The sequence below is a fragment of the Enterobacter wuhouensis genome (genome assembly GCF_004331265.1).
Lineage (GTDB): Bacteria > Pseudomonadota > Gammaproteobacteria > Enterobacterales > Enterobacteriaceae > Enterobacter > Enterobacter wuhouensis.
In genome coordinates this window covers 14696-38241 of record NZ_SJOO01000016.1, presented here as the reverse complement: position 1 = coordinate 38241, position 23546 = coordinate 14696, and the positions used below count along the sequence as shown (strand labels likewise).

The following is a 23546-nucleotide window of genomic DNA, read 5'->3' as shown; positions in this document are numbered from 1 at the left end:
TCGTAGTACGCTGATTTTACTCCCACTTTCGCGCGGTCCCGTCTATAGTAATTTCATAGGGTTCACTTTTAATAATCATAATTACCCCCACCAGAGTGTGATATGCGTAAATCTGTTGTGCTGTTACTGGGAACGTTCAGTCTTTTTTGTGGATTTTCACATGCGGATGATGGCGATGATGACGCCATTAGCGCCAAAGACGTTAAGACGCTGTTTTTTGGTCACGATGACCGTACGCGCGTCGCCGATCCGACTCAGGCTCCCTGGGATGCCATCGGACAGCTGGAAACCGCCAGCGGCAACCTCTGCACCGCAACCTTAATTACCCCGCAGCTTGCGCTGACGGCAGGCCACTGTCTGTTAACGCCCCCGAACGGAAAGCCGGATAAAGCCGTTGCTTTACGCTTTGTGTCGCAAAAAGGGCTGTGGCGCTATGAAATTCATGGGATTGAAGGCCGGGTTGACCCTTCTCTTGGCAAACGCCTCAAGCCCGACGGTGACGGCTGGATCGTCCCGCCATCAGCAGCATCCTGGGATTTTGGCCTCATCATTTTACGCTATCCGCCGTCAGGCATTACGCCTCTGCCATTGTTCGACGGGGATAAGGCCGCCCTGACCGCCGCGCTGAAAGCTGCCGATCGCAAAGTGACGCAGTCGGGCTACCCGGTTGATCACCTGGATGCGCTGTACACCCACTCAGACTGCGTGGTCACAGGATGGGCGCAAAACAGCGTTCTTTCCCATCAGTGCGATACCTTACCGGGCGACAGCGGTTCGCCGCTGATGTTGAATACGCAGAACGGCTGGCAGTTAATCGGCGTTCAAAGCTCGGCCCCGGCGGCCAAAGACCGATGGCGTGCCGATAACAGAGCCCTGTCCGTCACCGGTTTTCGCGACAAGCTGGAGGCGCTGGCGCAGCAATGAGTCAGCACTGCCTGACCTGACGTAACGCTATTATTGCCTCAATCGGCATCGGCTGGCTGAACCAGAATCCCTGCAGCTGATCGCAGCCAGCCAGCCGCAGCAGTTTCATCTGTTTTTCGTTTTCCACGCCTTCCGCGACCACCGCCATGCCCAGCGCGGTGGCAATCCGCACCGTACCGCTTACCAGCGCCGCGGCTTGTTCATCGTTATCCACCAGCCCGGCTAACGATTTATCGATCTTAATCGTGTCAAAATTAAACCGCCGTAGATAGCCGATACTCGAGTACCCGGTCCCAAAATCATCCAGCGCCACCGCCGTACCCAGCGCCTTCAGATTGGCTATCGCCGTGCGGGCTCGTTCAGGATTTTCCAGAACATAGGTTTCCGTCACCTCAAGCTGTAGCCTGTTGGCCGGGAAACGCGTTTTCTCCAGCACCTTTGCCACCTTGTCTTCAAATTCAGGATCGCGGAATTGCGCCGGGGAGATGTTAACGGACAGTTTTAATTCCCTGAACGGCTCAAGATCCTGACAGGCGCGATGGAGAACAAACTGGCCGAGCCTGTCGATCAGGCCGCTGGTTTCGGCAATGGCGATGAAAGTATCCGGGCCAAGCTCCCCTTCAGGACGGCGCGGCCAGCGTACCAGCGCTTCCACGCTGGTCATTTTCTGGCTGCGCGCATCTACGATCGGCTGATACCAGACGTCAAATTCATCGCGCGCCAGCCCGCTTCGGATCTGATCCTCAATCGCCAGCTGGCGCTCACGGGCGCTGTTGAGCTCCGCATCGTACTGCGTGATACGCCCTTTTCCGGTTATTTTCGCGTGATACATGGCAATGTCGGCGCGCCGGAACAGCTCGGAACTGGTGCATTCGATCAACGTTCCGCTGGCAATCCCAATGCTGGCCCCAATATGAATGGTGCGCTGCCCAACGCGAATGGGTGATTTAAGGTATTCAAGGACCGATTCGGCAAATTCGGCAGCCAGCGCCTCCGCGCGATCGCCGCCAATGGTCATAGCAAATTCGTCGCCCCCCATTCGCGCCAGCATCCCGCCCGGCGGCACGCGCGCGCTCAGGTTTTTCGCAATCGCAACGATCAGATCATCGCCAACGCTGTGGCCATAGATGTCGTTCACATCCTTAAAGCCGTCGAGGTCGATAAACACCACGCTTTTCACGTCGATGTCGCCGCGTAAGCTGACCTGATCCAGCGCTTCGATTAACGCTCGTCGATTCGGCAGATGGCTGAGCCAGTCGGTTCGGGCGATGAGGCGCGCCTGGCTTTCCCCTCGTGCGAGCTTGTACAGCCCCACGCTGCTCACCAGTATAAACAGCAGGATCAGCGCCGCCGCCAGCACCACAATCTGCGTAATATCCGATGATGCAGCCCGGGCGGCCTGAGCGCCGGGAAGCCGCGGCTGCCAGTTGAGATAGCCCAGCAGCTCCCCTGCCGAGCTGTGCAGCGGCATACTCATGTCATTGATTTTGTCTGCGGTATAGTTGAGGTTATCAATCTGAAACGTTGCGCCCAGATCGGACACTATTTTGGCGTTCAGATGGCGGGTAATCACCAGATAACGGCGCGTATCATTGTTAACCTGCAATCGCCCAACCATTGGCCGAACTAAACCAATGCCCACGAAAGCAACGCCGTGCCGCGTTTGGGTGATCCCGGCATAGATATTTTTGTCGCTGGACAATGCGCGGCGGTGCTGGGCAATAATGGCTTTCAGGCCCTGACCAAAAAATTCGAGATCCGTCTCGGTAAACGGTTTGCTCTGAAACGATCCCCACAGCACGCTGAAATGTTCATCGAGAATAAAGGTGCCGTCGTAGAGATTATTGATTTTAAAACCGGCACCCCAGGTGTTGTACAACCACGTCGTATCGAGCGTAGGGCTATACACCTCCCGCACCGCGTCATCCCAGACGGCATTATCAATCACCAGCGAGGAGACGCGGTTGACCGAGGTCTGGATCGCCCCCTGCACGGAGAGCGCCGAGCGATGCTCATCTATTTCATTGGTTTTGGTGCTGATAAGGTGCAGCGAGAGGTAGAGCAGCGCCACGATGGAAATAATTAAGCCGATCCCCGCCATGAATATCATGGCAAACAGCGTTCTCGCCGTAGGAATATTGCGCCAGCTTAATGTGTAGACCATCCGCCATCCTCTTCAACGCTCTGCTGTTGTAAGCGTAATACAGGCAGCGAATTTCGCTGCCTGTAAATGATGGCAAGGCGTGGATTAGGCGAGTTTTATCATAATCATGCCGGCAAGCAGCAATAGTAGCCCTATCCAGCCTTTGTTATTTAAGCGCTGACCAAAAAGTACCCAGCCCGCCGCAAGGGTCGCGGCAATACCAAAACCGCCCCACAGCGCATAGGCTACGGAAAGATCGATACCTTTTACCGCCTGCGACAGGGCGCTAAACGCGCCCAGTACGGCGGCAATCGACAACAGGCCATACGCTTTACGGCGGAAGCCGTCGGAGAATTTAAGAAAAACGTTTGCCACAATTTCCAGTACGATTGCCAACGCCAGCCAGGCCGCGTGGATCCATTCAAACTGCTGCATGGGTTCGCTCCTTCTGCTGTTTTGTCGGTTTACGCGTACCCGATTTAATCAGCACAATACCTGCCACCAGCGTCGTTAATCCGGCGATTTTCATGGTTGATAATGTTTCGTCAAATAACATGACGCTAAACAACGTAATCAACAAAATACCGATACCTTCCCACAGTGCGTAGGCCACACCCAGCGCAATCTTTTTCACGGCGAAAGAGAGGAAAATATAGGAAAGTGAAATCATCACCAGCATTAAAATAAAACCGGCGTTGCCATCACTGACGCTTGCCCATTTCATAGACAGCGTACCCGTAATTTCTGCAACGATAGCCAGAGCTAATAAAATCCAGTAAAACATGTTTTTCTCCTGCTTGAGAATATAATCCATCAGGGCTCGCTGCGGGCAGCAAACCAAAAAATAGGAAATCAGATCAGATAGCTAAGCGCGTAGCGCCAGCTCAGGCAGAAGACGTGACTATAGCGCGGTGCGCCAGTGTTGCTCACAAGACAGAAGGCAGAGGGAGGTTGAAAATACAGCGGTGTTATTTGAAAAGTACGTCCTGAACAAATTGTCCATAAAATTACAATTATCCGCGATCTTGCTTCTCGTCTTTGCGGATGAAAATTGTCCTCAGTAGTTGAACACGCCTGATTTGTACCATAAGCCAGGATTTTACTCAAAGTCTTTTCATTTCTTTACCCATTCTGTTTGATTTTGGTTAGTTTATTGGAACCGCTTTCGCATCTATTATAAATAAAACGATTATGCAGGAACCGCCATGTCAAAACCCATCATCACCCTGAACGGATTAAAAATTGTCATCATGCTCGGCATGCTGGTGATCATACTGACGGGCGTTCGTTTTGCCGCCGATATCATCGTGCCCTTCATCCTGGCGCTTTTTATCGCGGTGATCCTTAATCCGCTGGTGCAGCGGATGGTGCGGCTGCGCATTCCCCGGGTGCTGGCGATAACCGTCCTTATCAGCATCATCATCATCGCGATGGTGCTGCTTGTCGCGTATCTGGGGACCTCGCTGAATGAACTGGCACGCACCTTGCCAAAATACCGCTCGTCGCTGGCGATCCCGCTCCTGCAGCTGGAACCCTGGCTACAGCGGGCGGGGATCGAGGTTTCGGTTGATGAGCTGCTAAAGTACATCGATCCGAACGCGGCCATGACCATCGTCACCAGCCTGCTGGCGCAGCTCTCCAATGCCATGACCTCTATCTTCCTGCTGTTTTTAACGGTGGTGTTTATGCTGCTTGAAGTGCCCCAGCTTCCCGCGAAGCTGCAGCAGATTATGGTGCGTCCGGTGGAAGGCATGGGGGCGATTCAGCGCGCGCTGGACAGCGTTTCCCGCTATCTGGTGCTGAAAACGGCCATCAGTCTGGTGACGGGATTAGTCGTCTGGGGCATGCTCGTTGCGCTGGATGTTCGCTTTGCGTTCGTCTGGGGCCTGCTGGCCTTTGCGCTCAACTACATTCCCAATATCGGCTCCGTGCTGGCGGCCATTCCGCCGATTCTGCAGGTGCTGGTGTTCAGTGGACTCTACGACGCCCTGGTGCTGCTGGCCGGCTATCTGGTCATTAACCTGGTGTTCGGCAACATTCTGGAACCCCGAATGATGGGCCGCGGGCTGGGGCTTTCCACGCTGGTGGTCTTTTTATCCCTGATTTTCTGGGGCTGGCTGCTCGGCCCGGTCGGGATGCTGCTCTCCGTTCCGCTGACCATCATCGTGAAGATTGGGCTTGAGCAGACCGCGGGCGGGCAAAGCATCGCGGTGCTGCTGAGCGATATGAGCCATAAATAGCAGGCGCTAAGCGTCCATCGACAGCATGGGCTTGCTCACGCGCCCCGCTTCACGGTACGCGCCTAGCGCCCTCTGCCATTCCGTCAGGGGGTAGACCGTGGCATCGCCGTGCTGGCTGGCGCGTAGCGCAGGCCAGATGCGATGGAACGCCGCCTGCCACGCCTCCACGCTGAGAGCATCCAGATAGTTACGAATATGGAACCACGCCACGCGCGGCAGCGCCCGCTGCTGGCGGAACGTCTGCCCGGACAGCAGCCCATAGCAGATGAAAATCCCCGGCTCTGGCATGGTGCTGAGGATCGTCTCCGCCAGCGTGCCGCCCGTGGCGTCATACACCACGTCGGCGCGTGCGGCAGCGGCCCGCACCTCCTGCAGATCGTTTTGCGCAATCGGAGCAATGCCCATGCGGGCTAACCGCTCCGCGTGGACGGGCGAACGATGAATTCCGTATACCGCTGCGGCCCCCGCCAGCCGCGCCCACTGCCCCAAAAGAATACCGCAGTCAGACCCCGCAGCCGTTAGCAGCACCTGCTTACCCTGCGGCGAATACCGCGTTAGCATCATCTGCGCCGCCAGCGGGTTGATGTACGCCCGCGCGGCCAGCCGGGAGTCAATATCATCCGGTACGGGGATCGCATACTCAGCCGGGCAATCGACCACGCGCTGCCAGGTTCCCTGCCCGCGTAGCGGTAACACGCGCTTGCCCAGCAGATGAGCAAAGGATTCGGGCGCCTGCTCGACGATGCCGACCCCTTCATATCCCGCCACCGCCGGTAGCGGCGTCCGATGACGATACGCGCCAGTGATGGGGATCAGATCGGAGGCGTTCACCGGTGAAAACAGCATGCGTACGCGCAGATCCCCCGACTTTCGCAGAGCAGGCGCTGAGGCTTCCGCGCTCAGAACGGATTCTGGCTCGCCGAAGCGGCGATACCAGAGGGCCAGATTCATCATCTCCAGCCCATTTCCGGTGCAACATGCTTCAGTATTGACTCGATAACATGCGCGTTGTAGTCCACGCCGAGCTGATTCGGCACGGTCAGCAGCAGCGTATCCGCTTCAGCGATGGCTTCGTCCTGTTTCAACTGCGCAATCAACTTTTCTGGCTCCGCGGCGTAGCTACGGCCGAAAATCGCGCGGGTTTTCTCATCAAGAAAACCGACGCTGTCGCTGTCGTTCCGGCTCGAACCGAAATACATACGATCGCGATCGTCCATCAGGGCAAAAATGCTGCGGCTAACCGACACGCGCGGCTGACGGGCATGCCCCGCTTCCGCCCAGGCCTGTCGATAGGCGCGGATCTGTTTTGCCTGCTGGATGTGGAAAGGCTCACCCGTTTCATCGTCTTTCAGCGTTGAACTCTGCAGATTCATGCCCAGCTTTGCGGCCCATACGGCCGTCGCGTTCGACCCCGCGCCCCACCAGATACGCTCGCGCAGGCCTTCGGAATGCGGCTCAAGGCGCAGCAGGCCCGGCGGATTGGGGAACATTGGCTGCGGGTTAGGTTTTGCAAAACCTTCGCCGCGCAGCACGTCCAGCAGCACTTCGGTATGGCGGCGAGCCATGTCCGACTCGTTTTCGCCTTCCTGAGGGGCATACCCAAAATGCCGCCAGCCATCAATCACCTGTTCAGGGGAACCCCGGCTGATGCCGAGCTGCAAGCGCCTGCCGGAAATCAGATCCGCCGCCCCCGCATCTTCCGCCATATACATCGGGTTTTCATAGCGCATATCGATAACGCCGGTACCGATTTCGATACGTTTGGTTTTGGCGCCTATCGCGGCCAGCAGCGGGAACGGAGAACTCAGCTGCCGGGCGAAGTGGTGAACGCGGAAATAGGCCCCGTCTGCACCGAGTTCTTCAGCGGCCACGGCAAGATCGATGGACTGCAGCAGCGTGTCCGCTGCGGTTCGGGTGCCGGACTGTGGCGACGGCGTCCAGTGGCCGAACGATAAAAAGCCAATTTTTTTCATAGCGATGAATCCTGATGATGCTTTGGGTTTTCTCTACTTTACGCCTTAGCGCACGAGAATAAATGCCGTTTATTTCACTGAATACGTCAAATTAATTGATGGAATAGCGACGTATTATTCCGTGCGAGCCACCAGGTTAAGATAGGCGTTTACCGCGGCGCCCGGCTCCTGCCTGCGGCTAATGAGCAGCAGATTGGCGGTTAAATCCGGTTCATTCAAAGGCCGATATACCAGGCCCGGGATATGAACCTGCCGCAAAGGTGCCGGGATCAGCGCAAGCCCTAACCCGGTCGCCGCCATCGCCAGAATGCTGAGCGTACTGCCGGAGCGGTACGCGACATGGCACTGCTCCCCAAGCTTCCGGGTAAGCGTGATAAACAGATGTTCATGCGCGTCGTGAGCGTCATAAAGCACAAGCGGAAGCCCTGCCAGCATGTCGAGGGTTACGTTTTCATGCTGCGTAAGCGCATGATCGTCCGTCATCGCCACCAAAATTTCCCAGTCTCCGATTCGCCTGGCGACGATCGTCGGATCCGCGATGTGGCCGTTTGCCGGCGTATAGCCGATATCCAGCTGACCGGCCCGAATGGCTTCCACCTGATCCTGCGGGCCGACTTCCTCAATCATCAGTTCGGCATCGGGAAAACGTTGATGAAAAAGCCGCAGATCTGCGATCAGTTTTCCGCTAAAAATCGCATTCCCGGCAAAACCAACCCGCACGCGCCCCGTTTCCCCGCGCATCGCGCGCTCTGCGGTTAACCGCGCGTGCTCTGCTTGTTCAAGCGTGCGTCGGGCTTCTGTCTGAAAAAGCACGCCCGCGTCGGTTAGCTCAACGCGACGGCTGGTGCGCACAAAAAGCGCCCCGCCCAGTTCGGCCTCCAGCGCCTTGATTTGCATACTCAGCGCGGGTTGAACAATATTCAACCTCTCGGCTGCCCGGCCAAAATGCCCTTCTTCTGCAACGGCTAAAAAGTACCGCAGGTGGCGTAGCTCCATCCTCAAACCTATCAATAATTAAAACTGATTAATCGGTAACATCTATATATTTCATTTTAACGTGATTCCGCTGCAAACTGCATCACATCCCACACAACAGGAGCGACCCCAATGAATACTCACTTGAATGACCGTCAGCAGCTTAACGATCTGATGAATGGCTGGATGCACCGGGATCTGGGTGAATGGCAGCAGCTACGCGATCTCTTTCATCCAGATGGCACCATTGAAATCACCTGGTTTGAAGGGCTGGCGGGCGATTTTGTTGATGGTTCAATGCGCATGGGGGCATCGGACCTGCGCACCAAACATTTGATTGCATCCCCGGCGGTCACCTTCAATGCCAGCGGAAATAAGGCGATCCTTGAGACAAATGCCATCATCCTCGCCGAGAACGTAAAGCTGAATATCGGCTGTGAATGCCACAACCGTTTTTATGATTTGGCCGAAAAGCGGGATGGCGTCTGGAAGCTGTTCCACCGTCAAAGCGTGTACGACATGGGCACATTTACGTTCCCATTGGGCCCCGTCGAGATTGATCGGCGCATCGCGGCAAAATATCCACGCGAGTATGCTGCGCTGGCGTATCTGCTGGAACAGAGCGGTTTCCCTCTAGGACGCGTTTTTGCTACGCGTGGCAGCGACCTCGAAGCCAACATGAAAGCGGAAGGTCAACGCTGGTTATCTACCTAATTTAGCGTTATTACGCTCGAAGGCACATTTACGCTTTGATGCGGGCGCGGGTTTCCCCTTCCATTATCTATGGGATATATTGACGCCATATTTTTTATGACAGGTAATATCGGCCATGGCTCTGATCCCCAAAAACTACGCGCGGCTGGAAAGCGGCTACCGTGAAAAAGCACTAAAAATTTACCCGTGGGTATGCGGACGCTGCTCGCGAGAGTTCGTTTACTCCAACCTTCGCGAGCTGACGGTTCACCATATCGACCACGATCACACTAACAACCCGGAAGATGGCAGCAACTGGGAGCTGTTGTGTCTGTTTTGCCACGACCACGAACACTCGAAGTACACCGAGGCTGACCAGTACGGCACCACGGTCGTGGCGGGAGAAGACGCGCAAAAGGATATGGGCGTCGCCACCTTTAACCCGTTTGCCGACCTGAAGTCGATGATGAATAAGAAGAAATAAACATTATGGCGTTGCTTCTGACGCACAGACGTTAATCAGTCTCTGCGTCCAGAAGCGACGTACCGTATGAGTTATCAATGGTGCACAGCCAGCGGCCGCTCGGCTCTAGCCTGAATACATAGGTTGCCCGACGCGTTGTCTCAACGGTTCCACCCTGCCCGTCCGGAAACCGGAGCCGGGTTTCCATGATCACCAGCGCATTATCGCCGCCTTCAATGACCTGCATCTCCCCCTGCTCTACGAGCAGCTGATCCTGGAAGTAATCAGAGATGGCGATAAAGGCCTTGCGGATATTCTCTTTGCCTTTAACGACCATGCCGGGCTTAACCACCAGGGCGGCATCTTCCGCGTAATAATCCATCAGAGCATCAAAGTCTTTGGCGGTGATCGCTCTGTCACAGGATTCAATTATCTGGCGTAGCGGGTGAGCGTGCATAAACGTGTCCTTTGGCTTTAACATCATAACGTGACGAAGGGATAGAGCTGATAAATCCCCACTATTACTGCAATACTTACGATAACGCTGACGATAAAATATGTTTTAAACGGCTGTTTTTGCGTTTTATGGCGAAAGAGCCGTTGGCCCACCATCGCGCCAGGCCACCCGCCCACAACGCCAAACACCAGCAAGGTGGATTCTGGCACTCGCCGCCAGGCCTTGCGCGCCGCCAGTTTATCCGCGCAGTAAATCACCAGCGTCAGTATGTTCGCAAACAGAAACCACATGACGAAGGGCTGCGGCGTAAACACGCTTCCGAGCGCAGCCGCGATCAAAAGCAAATAGCAAAAGCGATTAAGATTCATACCATTATTGGGTGGGGGGACAAAAGGTCCGCCACGTGTTAAGAAATTGCTTATCCGGATTGCTATTCTGCTTTTGATCGGACCCGATAACAATAGCTATCCCGGGCAAGCAGGGCGACAGCCCCGGCAAAGCATGTGCATTTTTCAACCATAACAAATATAGTATTCAAACCGCCCTTCTCTTTTTGGAGCTCTTATGCCGGATTACCGTTTTTTTCAAAAAGGTCAGCAGTATATTGCGCTGGAGAGCACCGACGTCAACAGCGCTTCTCAGCTGATTGCTCAGGGTTTTGAAAAACAATTCGAGGAGGTCTGCGCCCCTGATGAACGCGCGGCACTCGCCCGTTTTGCCGATATTCGTCGAAATAACCAGATCGATCGCAACAACTTCCTCGCGGGGGCCGGTCAAATGCCGTTTATAGGCCTGATGGCCGCAGCGGCAACAGCGCTGTTTCGAAAAAAATAGCCTGCTGATTCACTTTCCCGATACCTTGAGAAGATCGGAGAAGCGCGTCGTGTAGCGGGGCGAAAGCATCTCGCGCTTCATCTGCCACTGCTGCTGGATGCCCTGCCCGGCAAAAAACAGCGTCCCTTTGCCTTTTTTCGCATTCAGGCGATCCAGCACCTCCATGAGCGTGTCGCTATCGGCTCGCGGCGCGTTTTCATCGAAAAGGTTTAGCTGGGCAATACCCTGGCTGAAGAAATCCCCGAGCATAATTCCCGCTTTTTGATACCGATGCCCGTCCTTCCAGATGACATCCAGACACCGTGTCGCCGCAGTGATAATATCCCGCGTGTCCTGCGTGGGTATCAGCAGGCTGACGGAGGCGCTGTTGCCGTAATAAGGCTCATTTGGTGCGAACGGTGAGGTTTTCACAAAGGCGGAAATATGACGACAGTACTGGTGTTCGCCCCGGAGTTTTTCTGCCCCGCGCGTCGCGTAAGCGCAAATCGCCTGGCGCATCGGTTCGTATTCTGTAACCCGATCGCCAAATGACCGGCTACAGACGATCTCCTGCTTCGCGGGCGCAAACTCCTCCAGTTCCAGACACGGCTCGCCGCGCAGCTCCCGAACCGTTCTTTCCAGCACCACGCTGAAATGCTTGCGGATCATAGAGGTAGGCGTATCCGCCAGGTCGAGCGCCGTCTTAATGCCCATTGCGTCCAGCTTTTTACTGATGCGTCGGCCAATGCCCCACACCTCATCAACCGGCAGCGCGGCCATCAGCTTTCTCTGGCGCGCCAGGCTGGATAAATCCACTACGCCCCCCGTCTGATGCTGCCACTTTTTTGCCGCATGGTTGGCAAGCTTTGCCAGCGTTTTTGTCTGAGCGATCCCCACCCCCACCGTCAGACGCGTCCGTTTTAAAATCGTCGCCCGGATCTCTTTGCCAAATTCGGTGAGGTCCCTGCAGTTGCGAACGCCTGTCAGGTCGCAAAACGCTTCGTCGATACTGTAAATTTCCACCCGGGGAGACATCTCTTCGAGCAGCGTCATCACGCGGTTCGACATATCGGCATACAGCTCATAGTTGCTGCTAAAGCAGACTACCCCGTAGCGCCGGAACAGCTCTTTTTGCTTGAAAAATGGTGCCCCCATGACAATGCCCACGGCTTTCGCTTCCGCCGATCGCGCAATCACGCATCCGTCGTTGTTTGACAGTACGACGACCGGCCGCCCCTTCAAATCCGGCCTGAACGCCGTCTCGCATGAGGCATAGAATGAGTTCACATCACACAGAGCAAACACGATTAGCCCGTCGACTTCACAATGTAGGTAACCACGCCAAAGATATCGAGCGTATCTTCGCAGCCCACCACAATCGGCGAATAGGCGCTGTTCATCGGGTTGAGCTGGATGGTCGGGCGGAGCTGCAGGCGCTTAACGGTAAATTCGCCATCCACGGCAGCAATGACGATGTCGCCATGCTCGGCCGTGCGGGAACTGTCCACCACCAGCAGATCGCCGTTATGAATGCCCCCTTCGATCATCGAGTCGCCGGCGGCCTTCACAAAGTAAGTGGAGCTGGGATGAGCAACCAATAGCTCATTTAAATCAATGCGCTGTTCAACGTAGTCAGCGGCCGGACTCGGAAACCCACACTGCACGACATCGCTGAAAAGCGGAATGGCAATAATTTCTCGTAGCTCTGCAGGTCTGGAAAAGATCATGATACGCCCTCGATACTGTTTTTATATACAGTAGTTTTAACCGAGGAACCGATCAAGGCACCGCAGGGATACAAGCTGGTTATCGCGTAACCGCCTCGCCTGTAAGCCTATCTTGCAATAAGGAATATTCGCTTTGTAAATTTTTAAGGTGGACAGCGCGATTGCGCATTTTAAATACACAGGCACACTCCTCCACCCTCACACCTTCTGTTAACCGACAAAAGCGAGCGCCTTCGAAAGGAAGAACGGGCGCAAATAAGCCACCGTGCTGGAGAGCGGGATGACATCGTCGCTCAGGTTAATCTTAAGCACCTCTTTGATATAACGCCTGCGGGTTTCAATGCGCGCCCAGAGTGCAGGATAGAGGCGTGCGATCTCTGCCTGAAGCGCCCGGTCAGCCAGCGCAATGCTCTCTTCCGCGCTGGTGCCGGTATATCCCTTCACGGACGGGATAATATCTATCTGCAGGATCATGCCGCTTTTCAGCGTCTGCGGAGAGTGTTCAAAAATGGGCGAGGACATCCACTCTTCATCCGCGCTGAGATGGCCTGGATTCAGATGCCAGCCAAACGTTGCCCGAGGCAGAACGGTCTCCATCAGGGAATACATCTCCCCGCCGGTCATACCAATGCGAATATCCTCAAGCCAGGTGGCGACCGCGGCAAAATAGGGTTTCGCCACTCGATCGAGATAATCCTTCTGCGCGTCCGGCAGCTCGCTTTCGTCGGCGATGACAAACCCGGTACGGCTCGACAATCCGCCCTTAAAGCCGGTGGTCATGGAAAGCGGCTGGCCTCGCTGCACCGGCTTGTAGGTCGGATACAGGTTGGCTTTTTCAAAGCGCTGTCCGGCAGCAGCGATGGTCACCACCGTATTGTACTGGCCTTCAGCCGTAAGATAGCCACCCAGCTCCACCTCACGGATCCCCGGCACAACAGCATTCATCGCGTTGAGTATGCAGTTTGACGCAAGATTTGCGCCGTACTCATAGTGGGCGATTTCATTGGCGTTATTCATCGTGCGTGCGCCGTTATTCCCCCCGATAAACAGATGGGCCGCGTTTTCTAACATCGCATCGGCTGAAGCAGCGCTGCGGACGGCATCAACAATAAAAGCCGGAAGATCGAAGAGCTGTTTGTTATCGCCCCGGGCAGAGGTGAACATTTTCCAGCCCACCAGTCCGATACGGGCCATGGCCGGTAACCCCATCTCGCTGAACAACGCCTCCAGCGGCTTTTCGTTATCCATCGGCTGATTGGGTAATGAGAAGTAAGGGCTGTGCCTGAGCGTCACGGGAATGCGTGAGTGCGCGGCCATTTTGAGGTTTTCATTACCGAGGATCGCGGTCGCCTCACCGTTCTTCTCCAGCATCAGTAGCCCCTCTTCAAAGCGGGGAATAAAGCCGGTCAGGTATTCAAAGTTACTTCCGTGCTCTTTGTCGGCGTAAATGATAAGCGCGTCGAACCCTTCTACCACCATGCGCTGCAGGATCTTCGCTTTCCGCTCCTGCAGCGTGGCGTCCGCGAGCGGAACAGGCGCTACGTCCGGAAATGCCTGCGGTGGTACCGTTTCCTGCAATTTAACTGCCTTAAAGTCCATATTATTCCCTCAGCTTCTGAGCAAGCCCTTTTACGCCATAGTGATACCCTGTTTTATCATGCCCGTGACGGGGAATACATTCTTCCTTTCCCCTTAAGTGTTTAATAAGTCATTACCAATCACTTCGTTTAGACTTAATAAAAAGCAAACTTGAAAAAAACACTCACTACTCACTCACTACATATTGACTTTAAAAGCAAAGAAAAGCATATTTCACGGCACGAATTAACAAGACTTTATTGAGAGGATGTTTGCTATGCCAGCCCGTGATTATCCTGACAAACGTGTTGCACGCGGTTTAGCAAAAGAGGCCGATCTCAAAATGCTGAGCGCGCGCATTGACCCCGCGCTGATGGAGTACATCAGGATCACAGCCTATGAGACCCGCAAAAGTAAGCAAGAGATTGTGGCGGAAGCGTTAGCGCTTCACAGGATGACAAGCCTGGCGGGAGTCAATGAAGAACAAAGCCCGGAAGAACCCTTCGGGCTTTGCGTAAGCAAGCGTTAATCCACCAGCGCGTTCAACGCTGCGATCGCTTCTGGCGGCAGGACAAGATCTGCGGCAGCAAGGTTCTGCTGCAGATGCGCGACCGAGGACGTTCCCGGGATCAGCAGGATATTCGGGGAACGCTGCAGCAGCCATGCCAGCGCCACCTGCATTGCCGTCGCCCCAAGCGAATCCGCAACGGCCTGCAGCCCGGACGACTGCAGCGGCGTAAAGCCTCCCAGCGGGAAGAACGGCACATAGGCAATCCCCTGCCGTGCCAGAGCATCCACCAGCGCATCGTCGCCCCGGTTCACGATGTTGTACATGTTCTGCACGCACACAACGGAAACCATCTTCTGCGCTTCTGCAACCTGAGCTGCGGTAACGTTGCTCAACCCGATATGACGCACCAGCCCCTGCTGCTGCAGCTCTGCCAGCGTGGTCAGGGGCTCGGCAATCGATCCTTCCGCGGGCCCGTGCGCGCTAAACATGATCCGCAGGTTAACCACGTCCAGCACGTCCAGATTAAGGTTTCTGAGGTTGTCATGTACCGCCTGCGTCAGCGCCTGTGCGGAAAACGCCGGTAGCCAGGAAGCATCGTCCCCGCGTCGGGCACCGATTTTGGTGACCAGCGTCAGATCGTCCCGGTAGGGATGCAACGCTTCGCGGATAAGCTGATTGGTCACGTGTGGGCCATAAAAGTCACTGGTATCGATGTGATTCACGCCTGCCGCCACCGCCGCGCGCAGCACCTCCAGCGCGGCGGCTTTGTCTTTCGGCGGGCCAAATACGCCTGGCCCCGCAAGCTGCATCGCGCCATAACCCAGCCGCTTAACCGTGCGCGTGCCGAGCGCGTACGTCCCGCTTTTCTCAATGCTGCTCATGCTGACGTCCTCATAAAAATAATCCGGAATTACAACAGGTTCCGCAGTGGAACCATTAGTTAAGCAATAGTTAAATTAAAGTTTAATTTCGCTACGACGATAGTAATTAAGTCACCCCCGCATCTCTAACGGACAACCGCCATGCTGAAAAATCTGCACGTGATTACCGGTATCATCTTTGCTCTTACCATATTCTGTCTGCTGCAAGTTGTCACGGGAGGGTTGTTCTACTCTGCCGTCAACAACGATCGTCATAACTTTCAGAACTCCGGGGTGCTCAATGCCCAGCAGGAGAGCCTGAGCGACAGCGTGAACACGCTGGTGAAAACGCGCGTTACCGTCACCCGCGTGGCGATCCGCTACCTGAAAAACCAGCGTGATCCGGCCTCCCTGGCGGCAATCAACACGCTGCTCGGCACGGCAGGCGAGTCGCTGGCGAAAGCTGAAACCTACAACAAGGCTTGGCAGACCATGCCGCAGGTTAACGGCCAGAGCGCGGCGTTAACCGAGGAGATGCAGAAATCCTGGCACCAGATGCATGAAGTCATGCGTCTGTCGATTGAGTATCTGCGCGCCGACAACTATCAGGCGTATGGCGATCTGGATGCTCAACAGGCGCAGGATAATATGGAGACGGTCTACAACCGCTGGCGCGCGGAAAACAACACCCTGCTGAAGGCTGCGGCTGAAGAGAATCAGAGCAGCTTTACCCAAATGCAGTGGACGCTGGGCGCTATCCTGCTGGCGGTTATCGCGGTACTGGTCGTGATCTGGCAGGGGTTGCAGCACCTGCTGTTAAAACCGCTGAAAGGCATCATGAACCAGATCCGCACCATCGCAGGCGGCGATCTGACGCAACGCATCGACACCTCAGGCCGCAACGAAATGGGTCAGCTGGCGTCCGGCCTGCATGAGATGCAGCAGTCGCTGGTCAGCACGGTCAGCGCCGTGCGCGGCAGTACCGACGCTATCTACACCGGCGCGGGTGAAATTGCCGCCGGAAGTAACGATCTTTCCGCCCGCACCGAACAGCAGGCCGCCTCGCTGGAAGAAACCGCCGCCAGCATGGAAGAGCTGACCGCGACGGTTAAACAGAACTCCGATAACGCCCGCCAGGCCACGCTGCTGGCGAAAAACGCCTCTGAAACCGCCGCGCGCGGCGGTCAGGTAGTCGATAACGTTGTTCGCACCATGACTGAAATTGCCGACAGTTCGCAGCAAATCGCGCACATTACCGGCGTCATTGACAGTATCGCCTTCCAGACCAATATTCTGGCGCTCAACGCGGCGGTAGAAGCCGCTCGCGCCGGTGAGCAAGGCCGCGGCTTTGCGGTGGTGGCAGGGGAAGTACGCACGCTGGCGAGCCGCAGCGCGCAGGCGGCAAAAGAGATCAAAGGCCTGATTGAGAACTCCGTCAGCCGGGTCAATACCGGTTCCGATCAGGTGAGCGAGGCGGGCGCAACCATGAAAGAGATCGTTGCGGCGGTCACCCGCGTGACCGACATCATGGGCGAGATTTCGTCAGCGTCCGACGAGCAAAGCCGCGGGATTGAGCAGGTTAGCCTGGCCGTGTCGCAGATGGACAGCGTGACGCAGCAAAACGCCGCCCTGGTTCAGGAGTCCGCAACGGCGGCGGCCGCGCTGGAAGATCAATCGGAGCAGTTGCGCCAGGCCGTGGCCGCGTTTCGCCTGAGCGGGAAAGAGAGCGCTGTCGCCCCTCGTCCAGCCCATGTAAAAACACCTCAGCTGCTGCGTCCGGCAGCGGCGGGCGTGACGGCTACCGACGGAAACTGGGAAACCTTCTAATTGAGATGCGGGCGATGGCCTCGCCCGCATCCATCATCCCCTAGCGGCTGCGCTTGGCGTGACGTTCCCAGTTCTCTTGTTTAGCGTCGTCAGATTTTCGTAACGAGACATAGCAGGCTCCGCTGCCGCCGTGGTGCGGGAGCGCCGCGCAAAACGCCTGAACTTCGTCGAACTCGGCCAGCCAGCGCGCCAGATAGCTGCGCACCACGTTGGGGTGCGAATTCTGCTCGCGCCCTTTTCCGTGCACGATAATCAGATTACGCAGCCCGTCGCGTCCGGCCTGGCGGATAAAGGTGAACAGCATCTGGCGGCATTGTTCTGCGGGCTGGCGTAACAGGTTTAAACTGGCCTGGCGGGAATATTTGCCCGCGCGCAGCTTATCGATAACCCCCTGCTGTACGCCTTCACGCTGAAAGGCCAGCGGCTCATCAAGCGGCAGAAGCTCCAGGAACCCCAGCGTCAAAAAGTTATCAAGCTGCTCGGTATCTATCTCCTGGCGCGCCCGCGTATTGCGGCTCTGCTGCCAGTGAATGTCGCTACAGCGTTTCAGGGGCTGGACATCTTCCATGGCGTCAAGAAATAGTGATTTGTCGTCAGGCTTCATGGAAATTCTCCGGCTACATCTGAGCCTGTACTATACCTGCGTCAGGCGCGGGCCTCAATCTCAGGCAATAGTACAAATAATAATCCGAAATATATAAAATATAAATGAATGGCTGGTTAAACAAACCTTAACTGAAATTTTAGCGGCGGTAAAATACGCGATTTAAGTTAAAAAATCGTGAAATCAATCACTCCTGCACCTTTTCTTTTAGAAGAAAGGTGTTATAACTAAATTAACCTGCCAAATGGATAAAACACGTAGGGTCCGTGAAAGGATGCACTGCTGTGTGTACTATAGGGTCTGTCTGATGTCGGGCAGACTCTGTTTTTTTATTCTGATTATTTATTCCGAAACTATTTTCCGCGCTTCTCTTCTGAACTGCGTTATTAACGACTCCGCCAGCGGCGTCTGTCGGGAATCACGACGCTGAATTAAATAATAAGCGGCCCTGGGAAGCGACTCGATAACCGGCAGCATGACCAGGCGGTGCGCCAGAAGCGGATCGCAGCCCAGCTCCTGCGGCAATATGCTGATGAAATCACTTTGGGCCACCAGGCTAATACAGGAGGAAAAGGTTTCACATACAACGCCAATGTGGGGTATTTGAGAACGATGGCTAAATGTATCCTGCAGCTGCTTATAATAACTTCCACGAGGCGTAGGCATCGTCCAGTTATAATGCAGTAATTCACTAATGGAATTGGCGCCTGTTGCGGGATGCCCTTCCCGACAAAATACGGCAAACGATTTTTCAAACAGTTTTTCAAACGTAAATTCGTGATCGTAAGGCCCCTTATAATAGGTATTAATGGTGAAATCCAGCTCGCCCTGGCGCAATTCATTAATCATCGACACCAGCTGTCCCTCCATAATCCGCACTTTGACCTGCGGATGTTGCGCGTGAAAGCGTGTGATCACGGCGGGCATAAGGCTCCGCGAGATGCTGGCCCCCATTCCTATATTGATCTGCCCGGCAAGTTCACCCTGCCGCTGGCGGATATCATCCTGCGCGGCACGCAGCTCTTCCAGAATCAAGTTCGCGCGATGATAAAACCCTTCCCCACATTCGGTTAACGCCACGCCCTTGCTGCGGCGAATAAAAAGCTGCGCCGCCATGCCCTCTTCCAGCTCTTTGATCGACTTCGTCAGGGCCGGCTGCGAGAGGTTAAGCGTTCGGCTGGCCCCGCGAATGCTGCCCTGACGCGCCACTTCGACAAACGCCCGGATGTGATGAAATTTAATCTGAAATGTCATATCCCGACCGATAACCGTTGTTTATCAGAGTAAAGAAACTGTCATCTACTTTAATGGAAATAGATGTGCGAGGGTAATTCCTGAACGGTTAAAACTGTGAAAAATCGGTTAGTGATAAGTAAAAACTATCACAGCGTGAAGCAGTTCACATATTTTAATAATGACAGGAACAGATATGGAATCACTGGCGCAGTACATCCAGACATTAACCCCGCAGCTGAGCGCTTGGCGTCGCGATTTCCACCATTTCGCTGAATCCGGCTGGGTGGAATTTCGTACCGCCGCAAAAGTGGCGGAGATCCTCGATCGCCTCGGCTATGAGCTGGCGATGGGACGCGACGTGGTCGATGCCGAAAGCCGTATGGGATTACCGGATGACGCCACCCTGGCGCACGAGTTTGCCCGCGCCCGCGCGCAGGGGGCGCCCGAAAAATGGCTCGCCCCGTTCGAAGGCGGGTTTACGGGCATTGTCGCCACGCTCAGCACGGGCCGTCCGGGGCCGACGCTGGCCTTCCGCGTGGACATGGACGCGCTCGATCTGAGTGAAGCGCTCGACGACAGCCACCGCCCGTTCCGCGAGGGTTTTGCCTCCTGCAATCCGGGGATGATGCACGCCTGCGCTCACGACGGACATACCACCATCGGGCTGGGGCTGGCGCACGTGCTGAAACAGAACGAGGCGCAGCTGAACGGCACCATCAGGCTCATCTTCCAGCCTGCTGAAGAGGGTACGCGCGGCGCGCGGGCGATGGTCGCTGCAGGCGCGCTGGACGGCGTGGACTACTTTACGGCCATCCACATCGGTACCGGCGTTCCAAAAGGTACGGTGATCTGCGGTAGCGATAACTTTATGGCGACCACCAAGTTTGACGTGCACTTTACCGGCGTTGCCGCACACGCGGGCGGCAAGCCGGAGGATGGTCGTAACGCCCTGCTCGCTGCCGCACAGGCGACCCTCGCCCTGCACAGCATTGCGCCACACAGCGAAGGGGCGTCCCGCGTCAACGTCGGCGTGATGCAGGCGGGCAGCGGGCGCAACGTTGTTCCGGCAAATGCCTTGCTTAAGGTCGAAACCCGTGGCGAAAGTGAAGCCATTAATCAGTACGTCTTCGAGCGCGCGCGGGACGTGATTACCGGTGCTGCAGCGCTCTACGGCGTGACGGCAGAGATACACCTGATGGGGGCGGCGACATCAAGTTCACCAACGCCGGCCTGGGTTGATTATCTGCGCGAGCAGGCGAGTCAGGTGTCCGGCGTGATGCACGCCATCGATAAAGTCAAAGCCCCGGCAGGCTCCGAAGACGCCACGCTGATGATGGCTCGCGTGCAGCAGAACGGCGGCATGGCCTCGTATATGGTCTTTGGCACCGATTTGAGCGCCGGACACCACAATGAAAAATTCGACTTTGATGAGCAGATTATGAACGTTGCCATCGAAACGCTGGCGCGTACCGCGCTGAATTTCCCCTGGACGCGAGGTGTGTAATGCAGGAGAGCTATGCTTTTGTATCTGATGCGATCGAGACGCGATGTCGGACGTTAACCGATATTGCCGACGAAATCTGGGATCATCCCGAAACGCGGTTTGAAGAATTCTGGTCAGCCGAACGGCTCGCCAGCGCGCTAGAAGCGGAAGGCTTTACGCTGACCCGCGAAGCCGGAGGCATTCCAAACGCCTTTATCGCCAGCTTTGGCAGCGGGAAACCGGTTATCGCCCTGCTCGGAGAATACGACGCGCTGGCCGGGCTAAGCCAGCAGGCGCACTGCGCGAGCGCGCAATCCGCCACGCCGGGCGCCAACGGCCACGGCTGCGGGCATAACCTGCTGGGCACTGCGGCGCTTGCGGGCGCGGTAGCGGCAAAAAGCTGGCTGGCGCAGCACGGCGGCAGCGGAACGGTGCGTTTTTACGGCTGTCCCGGCGAGGAAGGTGGCTCCGGGAAAACCTTTATGGTGCGCGAAGGTCTGTTCGACGACGTCGATGCCGCCGTCACCTGGCATCCGGAAGCCTTTGCCGGGATGTTTAACGTCAGCACGCTGGCCAACATTCAGGCCGCCTGGCGTTTTAAGGGCATCGCTGCCCACGCGGCCAACTCGCCCCATCTGGGACGCAGCGCGCTGGATGCCGTCACGCTAATGACCACCGGCACCAACTTCCTCAACGAACACATTATTGAGAAGGCCCGCGTCCATTACGCCATCACCGATACCGGCGGCATTTCGCCCAACGTGGTACAGGCGCAGGCCGAGGTGCTGTACCTCATTCGCGCGCCGGAAATGGCCGACGCGCAGGAAATCTACGCCCGCATCGAGAAAATCGCTCAGGGCGCGGCGATGATGACCGAAACCACCGTCGACTGCCGCTTTGATAAAGCCTGTTCCAGCTATTTGCCGAACCGCACGCTCGAAGCGGCAATGTATCGCGCGCTGCAGCACTACGGCACCCCGGCCTGGACGGAAGAAGAGCGTGAATTTGCTCGCGAGATCCGCGCCACGCTCACGCCGAATGACCTGCAAAACAGCCTGAAAAACATTGCCGCAACGGGCGGTGACGCGGGTAAAGCCTTTGCCCGGCGTCATCAGGAGACGCTGCTGGTGGACGAAGTCGCCCCTTACGCCATCACCGATAACGTGCTGGCAGGCTCCACCGACGTGGGCGATGTCAGCTGGAAGATGCCCGTCGCCCAGTGCTTCAGCCCCTGCTTTACCGTCGGCACGCCGCTGCATACCTGGCAACTGGTGGCGCAGGGGCGTACCTCTATTGCCCACAAAGGCATGCTGCTGGCCGGAAAGGTGATGGGCGCAACCGCGCTCAATCTGCTGCAGGACGCCGCGCTGCTGAAAAAATGCCGTGAAGAGTTCGAACAACAATTACAAGAAAAACCGTACGTGTGTCCGATCCCACGAGGCGTGACACCGTCACCTTTAAAATAAAAAAATACAACACAACAACACAACAGTCCCGAGGAACGCCCATGAGTATGTCATCCATACCTTCGCATTCCCCATCCGGTAAGCTCTATGGCTGGGTTGAAAGGATCGGCAACAAAGTGCCGCACCCTTTCCTGCTTTTCATCTATTTGATTGTGATTTTGATGGTCGCGACAGCCGTGCTGTCTGCATTTGACGTGAGCGTGCGCAGCCCCGCCGACGGCAGCATGGTGGCGGTGAAAAACCTGCTCAGCGTTGAGGGGCTGCACTGGTTTTTACCGAACGTCATTAAGAACTTCAGCGGCTTCGCGCCGTTAGGTGCCATTCTGGCACTGGTGCTGGGCGCGGGGCTGGCCGAACGCGTTGGCCTGCTGCCCGCGCTGATGGTAAAGATGGCTTCACACGTTAGCGCGCGTTACGCCAGCTATATGGTGCTGTTTATCGCCTTCTTCAGCCATATCTCTTCCGATGCTGCGCTGGTGATCATGCCGCCGATGGGGGCGCTGATTTTCCTCGCCGTCGGACGCCATCCCGTCGCGGGCCTGCTGTCGGCTATCGCGGGCGTGGGCTGCGGCTTTACCGCCAACCTGCTGATTGTCACCACCGACGTGCTGCTCTCCGGCATCAGCACCGAGGCGGCAAAAACCATCGACGCAGCCATGCACGTCAGCGTGATCGACAACTGGTACTTTATGGCCAGCTCGGTAATTGTCCTGACGATTGTCGGCGGGCTGATTACCGATAAGATCGTCGAGCCGCGTCTGGGCAAATGGGAAGGCCGCAGCGATGAAAAACTCGATACGCTGAGCAAAGAGCAGCAGTTCGGCCTGCGCGTCGCCGGGATTGTCTCGCTGGCGTTTATCGCCGCGGTGGCGCTGATGGTGGTGCCGGAGAACGGCATATTGCGCGATCCGGTTAAACATACCGTCCTGCCCTCGCCGTTTATTCAGGGTATTGTGCCGCTGATTATCCTCTTCTTCTTTGTCGTCTCTCTTGCCTACGGCATCGCCACCGGCAAAATCCGCCGCCAGGGCGATCTGCCGCAGCTGATGATTGAGCCGATGAAGGAGATGGCGGGCTTTATCGTGATGGTGTTCCCGCTGGCGCAGTTCGTGGCGATGTTTAACTGGAGCAACATGGGCAAGTTTATGGCCGTGGGCCTGACCGACGCGCTGGAGGCGGCCGGGTTAAGCGGCGTACCGGCGTTTGTCGGGCTGGCGCTGCTGTCGTCGCTGCTCTGCATGTTTATTGCCAGCGGTTCCGCCATCTGGTCAATCCTGGCCCCCATCTTCGTACCGATGTTTATGATGCTCGGGTTCCATCCGGCGTTTGCCCAAATCCTGTTCCGCGTGGCCGACTCGTCGGTGATCCCACTGGCGCCCGTTTCCCCGTTCGTTCCGCTGTTTTTAGGCTTCCTGCAGCGCTATAAGCCCGAAGCGAAGCTGGGTACCTACTATTCGCTGGTCTTACCCTATCCGCTTATCTTTTTAGGGGTATGGTTGCTCATGCTGGTGGCATGGTATCTTGTCGGTCTGCCGATTGGGCCGGGGATTTACCCGAGGCTGAATTAAGGACT

Annotated in this window: 24 protein-coding genes and 1 pseudogene; 10 read left to right on the top strand and 15 right to left on the bottom strand. The window is 56.2% G+C overall.

Translation table 11 applies throughout. The features are described from left to right. Positions 1-102: 102 nt before the first annotated feature. A complete protein-coding gene (locus E0L20_RS22110; RefSeq protein ID WP_131635784.1) occupies positions 103-924 on the top strand; it encodes a trypsin-like serine peptidase in 822 nt (273 codons plus the stop codon). A 1-nt stretch (position 925) separates the two neighbouring features. Here E0L20_RS22110 and E0L20_RS22105 read toward each other — a convergent pair whose 3' ends face one another. The 4 genes and pseudogenes from E0L20_RS22105 to E0L20_RS24315 all read right to left on the bottom strand — a co-directional run bounded on the left by E0L20_RS22105 (position 926) and on the right by E0L20_RS24315 (position 4139). Further along, positions 926-3088 (bottom strand): bifunctional diguanylate cyclase/phosphodiesterase, encoded by a 2163-nt coding sequence (locus tag E0L20_RS22105; RefSeq protein WP_131635783.1) that lies wholly within the window; start codon positions 3086-3088, stop codon positions 926-928. A gap of 84 nt (positions 3089-3172) precedes the next feature. Continuing rightward, a complete protein-coding gene (mdtI, locus tag E0L20_RS22100; RefSeq protein ID WP_131635782.1) occupies positions 3173-3502 on the bottom strand; it encodes a multidrug/spermidine efflux SMR transporter subunit MdtI in 330 nt (109 codons plus the stop codon). After that, positions 3489-3851: a multidrug/spermidine efflux SMR transporter subunit MdtJ gene (mdtJ, locus tag E0L20_RS22095; protein ID WP_131635781.1), complete on the bottom strand. Its 363-nt coding sequence runs from the start codon at positions 3849-3851 to the stop codon at positions 3489-3491. Before mdtJ ends, mdtI begins: the two co-directional genes overlap by 14 nt. 117 nt (positions 3852-3968) lie before the next feature. Then, positions 3969-4139 (bottom strand): annotated as a pseudogene (locus E0L20_RS24315) (protein YdgV). A gap of 133 nt (positions 4140-4272) precedes the next feature. On the opposite strand from E0L20_RS24315, the gene E0L20_RS22090 reads away from it, so the two are divergent. Continuing rightward, a complete protein-coding gene (locus tag E0L20_RS22090; RefSeq protein WP_131635780.1) occupies positions 4273-5307 on the top strand; it encodes an AI-2E family transporter in 1035 nt (344 codons plus the stop codon). 6 nt (positions 5308-5313) lie between these two features. Here the strand turns inward: E0L20_RS22090 and E0L20_RS22085 are convergent, their stop codons facing one another. From E0L20_RS22085 to E0L20_RS22075, 3 genes are all read right to left on the bottom strand, one after another. After that, the gene (locus E0L20_RS22085) at positions 5314-6261 is read right to left on the bottom strand and encodes a zinc-dependent alcohol dehydrogenase family protein (protein ID WP_131635779.1); all 948 of its coding nucleotides are present in this window, start codon (positions 6259-6261) and stop codon (positions 5314-5316) included. Continuing rightward, positions 6258-7280, bottom strand: a complete 1023-nt coding sequence (locus E0L20_RS22080) for an LLM class flavin-dependent oxidoreductase (protein WP_131635778.1) — start codon at positions 7278-7280, stop codon at positions 6258-6260. The genes E0L20_RS22085 and E0L20_RS22080 overlap by 4 nt, the downstream gene beginning before the upstream one ends. A 114-nt stretch (positions 7281-7394) precedes the next feature. Continuing rightward, positions 7395-8276, bottom strand: a complete 882-nt coding sequence (locus tag E0L20_RS22075; protein ID WP_131635777.1) for a LysR substrate-binding domain-containing protein — start codon at positions 8274-8276, stop codon at positions 7395-7397. A gap of 111 nt (positions 8277-8387) precedes the next feature. Here E0L20_RS22075 and E0L20_RS22070 point away from each other — a divergent pair, with 111 nt between their 5' ends. Together E0L20_RS22070 and yajD are read left to right on the top strand one after the other, a co-directional pair. After that, entirely contained in the window at positions 8388-8969 is a 582-nt protein-coding gene (locus E0L20_RS22070; RefSeq protein ID WP_131635776.1) for a nuclear transport factor 2 family protein, read from the top strand. 115 nt (positions 8970-9084) lie between these two features. Beyond that, the gene (yajD, locus tag E0L20_RS22065; RefSeq protein WP_131635775.1) at positions 9085-9432 is read left to right on the top strand and encodes an HNH nuclease YajD; all 348 of its coding nucleotides are present in this window, start codon (positions 9085-9087) and stop codon (positions 9430-9432) included. Positions 9433-9463: 31 nt separating this feature from the next. Here yajD and E0L20_RS22060 read toward each other — a convergent pair whose 3' ends face one another. Beyond that, on the bottom strand, positions 9464-9868 hold the full coding sequence (locus tag E0L20_RS22060) for a YybH family protein (RefSeq protein ID WP_131635774.1): 405 nt from the start codon (positions 9866-9868) through the stop codon (positions 9464-9466). Between the two features lie 23 nt (positions 9869-9891). Next, positions 9892-10236 carry a DUF1294 domain-containing protein gene (locus E0L20_RS22055; RefSeq protein WP_131635773.1) on the bottom strand — a complete coding sequence of 115 codons (345 nt, stop codon included), beginning with the start codon at positions 10234-10236 and terminating at the stop codon, positions 9892-9894. Positions 10237-10432: 196 nt separating this feature from the next. Between E0L20_RS22055 and E0L20_RS22050 the strand changes: the two genes are divergently transcribed. Further along, positions 10433-10702 (top strand): hypothetical protein, encoded by a 270-nt coding sequence (locus tag E0L20_RS22050; protein ID WP_131635772.1) that lies wholly within the window; start codon positions 10433-10435, stop codon positions 10700-10702. A 9-nt stretch (positions 10703-10711) separates the two neighbouring features. Here the strand turns inward: E0L20_RS22050 and E0L20_RS22045 are convergent, their stop codons facing one another. The 3 genes from E0L20_RS22045 to E0L20_RS22035 all read right to left on the bottom strand — a co-directional run bounded on the left by E0L20_RS22045 (position 10712) and on the right by E0L20_RS22035 (position 14007). Then, entirely contained in the window at positions 10712-11986 is a 1275-nt protein-coding gene (locus E0L20_RS22045; protein ID WP_131635771.1) for a Y-family DNA polymerase, read from the bottom strand. Positions 11987-11988: 2 nt separating this feature from the next. Continuing rightward, on the bottom strand, positions 11989-12408 hold the full coding sequence (locus E0L20_RS22040) for a translesion error-prone DNA polymerase V autoproteolytic subunit (protein WP_131635770.1): 420 nt from the start codon (positions 12406-12408) through the stop codon (positions 11989-11991). A gap of 210 nt (positions 12409-12618) precedes the next feature. Then, positions 12619-14007 (bottom strand): M24 family metallopeptidase, encoded by a 1389-nt coding sequence (locus E0L20_RS22035; RefSeq protein WP_131635769.1) that lies wholly within the window; start codon positions 14005-14007, stop codon positions 12619-12621. Between the two features lie 256 nt (positions 14008-14263). On the opposite strand from E0L20_RS22035, the gene E0L20_RS22030 reads away from it, so the two are divergent. After that, positions 14264-14515 (top strand): hypothetical protein, encoded by a 252-nt coding sequence (locus tag E0L20_RS22030; RefSeq protein ID WP_131635768.1) that lies wholly within the window; start codon positions 14264-14266, stop codon positions 14513-14515. Here E0L20_RS22030 and E0L20_RS22025 read toward each other — a convergent pair. Beyond that, positions 14512-15378 carry an aldo/keto reductase family oxidoreductase gene (locus E0L20_RS22025; protein ID WP_131635767.1) on the bottom strand — a complete coding sequence of 289 codons (867 nt, stop codon included), beginning with the start codon at positions 15376-15378 and terminating at the stop codon, positions 14512-14514. The two genes, E0L20_RS22030 and E0L20_RS22025, sit on opposite strands and share 4 nt — an antisense overlap. Positions 15379-15519: 141 nt before the next feature. On the opposite strand from E0L20_RS22025, the gene tcp reads away from it, so the two are divergent. Then, positions 15520-17184 carry a methyl-accepting chemotaxis citrate transducer gene (gene tcp, locus E0L20_RS22020; protein ID WP_131635766.1) on the top strand — a complete coding sequence of 555 codons (1665 nt, stop codon included), beginning with the start codon at positions 15520-15522 and terminating at the stop codon, positions 17182-17184. Between the two features lie 40 nt (positions 17185-17224). On the opposite strand, the gene smrA is transcribed toward tcp, so the two are convergent. Beyond that, positions 17225-17788: a DNA endonuclease SmrA gene (smrA, locus tag E0L20_RS22015; RefSeq protein ID WP_131635765.1), complete on the bottom strand. Its 564-nt coding sequence runs from the start codon at positions 17786-17788 to the stop codon at positions 17225-17227. A 342-nt stretch (positions 17789-18130) separates the two neighbouring features. Beyond that, complete coding sequence (locus tag E0L20_RS22010; RefSeq protein WP_131635764.1) at positions 18131-19042, bottom strand: LysR family transcriptional regulator; 912 nt, start codon at positions 19040-19042, stop codon at positions 18131-18133. A gap of 175 nt (positions 19043-19217) precedes the next feature. Between E0L20_RS22010 and E0L20_RS22005 the strand changes: the two genes are divergently transcribed. Genes E0L20_RS22005 through abgT form a run of 3 tightly spaced genes read left to right on the top strand, consistent with a single transcriptional unit; the run spans position 19218 to position 23541 of the window. After that, positions 19218-20528, top strand: a complete 1311-nt coding sequence (locus E0L20_RS22005) for a M20 family metallo-hydrolase (protein WP_131635763.1) — start codon at positions 19218-19220, stop codon at positions 20526-20528. Next, positions 20528-21973, top strand: coding sequence for a M20 family metallopeptidase (locus E0L20_RS22000; protein WP_131635762.1), 1446 nt, complete (start codon positions 20528-20530; stop codon positions 21971-21973). The genes E0L20_RS22005 and E0L20_RS22000 overlap by 1 nt, the downstream gene beginning before the upstream one ends. A gap of 41 nt (positions 21974-22014) precedes the next feature. Continuing rightward, on the top strand, positions 22015-23541 hold the full coding sequence (gene abgT / locus E0L20_RS21995; RefSeq protein WP_207389466.1) for a p-aminobenzoyl-glutamate transporter: 1527 nt from the start codon (positions 22015-22017) through the stop codon (positions 23539-23541). Positions 23542-23546 lie beyond the last annotated feature (5 nt).